The sequence below is a fragment of the bacterium genome, assembly GCA_040753085.1.
Taxonomy (GTDB): Bacteria; UBA9089; JASEGY01; order JASEGY01; family JASEGY01; genus JASEGY01.
The window spans coordinates 1-3,601 of sequence record JBFMHI010000208.1 but is presented as its reverse complement, the minus strand read 5'-3'; the positions used below and the strand labels follow the sequence as shown (position 1 = coordinate 3,601).

The 3,601-nt window shown below is 46.7% G+C and carries 3 protein-coding genes; 1 reads left to right on the top strand and 2 read right to left on the bottom strand.

Annotated features, from left to right (window positions below):
• Nucleotides 1-675: 675 nt before the first annotated feature.
• Nucleotides 676-1,905, bottom strand: coding sequence for a hypothetical protein (locus AB1797_13525; GenBank protein ID MEW5768606.1), 1,230 nt, complete (start codon nucleotides 1,903-1,905; stop codon nucleotides 676-678).
• Between the two features lie 11 nt (nucleotides 1,906-1,916).
• Between AB1797_13525 and AB1797_13520 the strand changes: the two genes are divergently transcribed.
• Entirely contained in the window at nucleotides 1,917-2,201 is a 285-nt protein-coding gene (locus tag AB1797_13520; protein MEW5768605.1) for a hypothetical protein, read from the top strand.
• On the opposite strand, the gene AB1797_13515 is transcribed toward AB1797_13520, so the two are convergent.
• Complete coding sequence (locus tag AB1797_13515; protein MEW5768604.1) at nucleotides 2,198-3,325, bottom strand: hypothetical protein; 1,128 nt, start codon at nucleotides 3,323-3,325, stop codon at nucleotides 2,198-2,200. The two genes, AB1797_13520 and AB1797_13515, sit on opposite strands and share 4 nt — an antisense overlap.
• Nucleotides 3,326-3,601: the final 276 nt, after the last annotated feature.

The window sequence follows — 3,601 nt, the reverse complement described above, 5'->3', positions numbered from 1 at the left end:
ATAGGTTTTTAGGTATATATAACACCAGAAGGTCTAAAAAACAACCTTCAAAATACAAGGGGCGTATTGTCTCTTCGGCCAAAACTGTTACCACTTTTTAGGGCTGTTTCTGACCGAAATGAGACAACGCCGAAAAGTGCAAAAGTATAGACCCTCTAAGTCAAAAGCAAATTTTATAAGTGGCACTATATTTTCTTTAGACTTTAATAATACTTCATGCATAGGTTCTTACCTCACTTTAGCTTTTTTGATACTGTTTAGCCTTTAGCCCGGAGCATTGAGCACTGGAGTCCTTCTGACTCCCTGCTTTATGCTCCGGGCTTCCTCATCTTCTTGAATGCTAAGGGCCTATCCCAAAACCTCGGCGCGATGAAAGCCGATCTATAAGGCTGGTAACCGTTCAGCCACCAAGGCACGAAGACATAAATCGGAGAGAATATTAGAGCAATAGATCAGAAGTTCTGGAACTTTCAGAAAAGTCTTTAACCACTGGGCTACTGCTCTGTTGAGCTATTAAGAAATAATCCTTCAATCTTTGTGTCTTAGTGTCTTTGTGGCTGAACACTTACGAAGGCAGCTACAACTGTCGATGGCTAAAGCGAGCTAGTGGTGGCTCCCTAACAGTCGCCGCTTGGATCGATTTTGGGACAGGCTCTAAATAGCTCCGGCCGCTGGTTAAATAGTGGCCAGCCCCTTAATTTGCCAGCCCTCTCCTTCAAGGAGGGATATCTGATAATATCTTCCGGCGTTGGTCTGGATCAGAATCTCGTCATTGGGGGCAAATTCATAGGTGGTGGCTTCGTTGCCTTTAAAGGATTCTTTCTCTAATTGAACCAGGCTGCCCTCTTTATTTACCTGGAAAGAGACCACCTCTTCGGTATGGGTGTCCTTTAAATTTATTACATCCCCCTCATCCAGGTCCTTGGAACGATAGAAGATAGACTGATCTTCTCCTTCTCTTTTTTCCGGCCGAACCAGCCACTCTCCGGAGGCTGAGGCCTCGATCAGATAATCTCCGTGTTCGCCGGCGCTCTTAATATGAATCACATCGCCGGGACGAATCTTGAAGCTGCTTACGTCATCTCCGGTGGTAATAGCCCGGTCGTACTGTTCCAGACAGCCGATCTTAAAGGCAGCGACGGCCCCAGTTTCAATGTTGATAAGATTAACCACATCCAGACCGTGCTGAACTTCATCTATATAATAGTGGGTCCCCTTTGACCTGCCTTCAGCTTCTACGATCCAATCTTGTTCCCTGGACACCTCTATCCGGTAGCCCTCATTTTTTTCTTCACCTCTGAGGTAAAGCACATCTTGTGAAGAGAGGGCCACGGTTTCAGCCTCTAAGACCCGTCCGAACCCCTGTCTTAGGTTACCGGAATCATCCAGGGTAAGTGTAGTGGCCTCTCCGGTGTCCTGATTGACAAGATTTATTGTTTCCCCTGCTTTGATTTGATATTCGTGTTCCTTTGAGGGATGGGAACCCAAAGAAAGGGTTTTTTGGAGAGAACCGGCCAGAAATTCAGCCATAGAGGCGATATATCCTTCATATTCATCCTGAACAGTCTTAAGTATTTCAGATAATTTTAAGGTTATTTGCATCTCCAGGTAGGAAAGAGGCCTGTTTTCAAAAGGGGAAGCCTGAGGGACAAAATCCTGCTGCTCAATCGGGGATTGCAGTTCAGAACCCGAGATAGGTGACTCGATGCCTTCATTATGGATAAGATTTTTCTTTTGAGTAAGATAAGATTTAATACTCGTCTGAACTCTTTCTTTCAGGACAGCTTTTTGTCTTTCCTCAAAGGTATAAAAGGGGAGATTCCTCTCAGCCGGGTGGTTAGTTGTGGCTTTTTCAGAATGAAAGTCGGAGGCTTCCTTCATGTAAGCAGAAATTAAACTTATCATTTTTCTCCTCCTTGAGCTATTACTTACGATTCCCTTCTAATATTATTATCGGCAAAAAAGGGAGAAACCTTTATCTAAATATCATCGTAACTACTTCAGCCTTCAGTCTTCAGTCTATTCACCCGAGTAGATATTTTCCCCGTAACCGTTCATCACATGATGCTGGATGCTCGATGCTCGATCCTCGATGCTCGATTTTCGATGCTGGTAAAGGATCCAGTATCCAGGATCGAGCATCCAGGATCGAGGATCGAGGTTGTTGTGCCTTAGTGGCTGAACGCTTACTTTTCCGCTAAAATCTTACGGCTACCTGAATCTGATTTCGAGTTCTAAGGTTCTCACTGATCATGGCATAATCCACTCTAAAGCGTGAGAAAGAACCACCCAGACCAAAGCTAAAACGGCAGTTACGATTGAGGTCATTTAAATTAAAGCCTTCAGCTCTTTCCTCAAGGAAGCGGTTGTCGATGCTACCCCTTACGGCCACCGGCAGGTTAGACAGACCAAACTCTGTGCCAGCCGAAAGGGTAAGTGGTTTCTCTCTGACCTGATTGGCGGCCAGGGCTACCGTCCATCGGAAGGATTTGGCCTTCAGAGGCTCAAAGGCCAGGCCAAAGCTGAAACTTGAAGGCTTGGAATCTTTATGTTCTTCCCAGCTCAGATTAACTCCTCCCCTTATCACCATGCCGGCCTTAAGGTTATTCAGAATCCAGAGAAGGGATTCATCCTTTGCGCCGGCGAGGGCAGAAAGGTCGGCCAAAACCCCTAAATCCGACCCATACCCAAAGGTTGATTCATCTATTAGGTTCTGATAGATAAACTTCAGACTTCCCCCTACTCCCAGGCGGTTATGATAGAATTTTCTTCCCCAGGAAAAGAGAAGGGTATATTCGCTGTCACTACCGGTTCCGGTTGCCTGTGGCAGTCCATTGACACGTTCAGGCCCGGTTAGGGGTATCTCACTTACCCCCAAATTAACCATCCCAAAGCCAAAATTACCGAGTTCGTCTCCCAAAAGTTGAGGATGAACATAACTCAGATAATTATGGCTGATTCCCGTCTCATCCGCCGAAAACTCGCTTGCATCGCCGCTGGATGAGATCATCAGGGTTACTTCTTTTTTATCTAACAGGCTGAGTCCGGCCGGATTCCAATACAGGGCCGTCCCATCATCAGCCAGGGCAATAAAACCTCCCCCCAAACTACTCCCCCTGGCGCCGATCCCCATATCAAAGAACCTGGCCGCCCCTTGGCCGACCTGATTGTTGGCCAGGCAAAGGGAAGCAGAGGCACAGAGGAGCAGAAGAGCAGAGGCTGCCAGAAGAACCATAGCTGCCAGCCAATGGCGGATGGCGGATGGCGGATTGTTCTGACTCCTGATGCCTGACGCCTGACTTTGGATGGTGAATAGTTTATTCATTGTTCTCACCTCTCACTGTGGTTCCCCTTTTGGGGATTTGGGATTTCGGACAGATACCTCTTCAGTCCAATTTTAACGCAGAAGCGCAGAGATCGCAGAGTTTATCAAAAATTTCGACCTGTATGGTTAGAAATTATCAGTAGGGGCGGGGTTCTAAACTCGCCCTATACAAAATCTGCATCTGCAACAATGCCGTCATAGAGATCGAGATTATATCTCATTCCTCATCCTCCCTCTAATGGGTAGGTTCAGCCGACCGCTTCGCGGTCGGCTGAA

What these genes read in the sequence shown, in the direction of transcription:
- AB1797_13525 (MEW5768606.1), bottom strand. Translation starts at nt 1,905, where the DNA reads ATGATAAGTTTAATTTCTGCTTACATGAAGGAAGCCTCCGACTTTCAT.
- AB1797_13515 (MEW5768604.1), bottom strand. Translation starts at nt 3,325, where the DNA reads ATGAATAAACTATTCACCATCCAAAGTCAGGCGTCAGGCATCAGGAGT.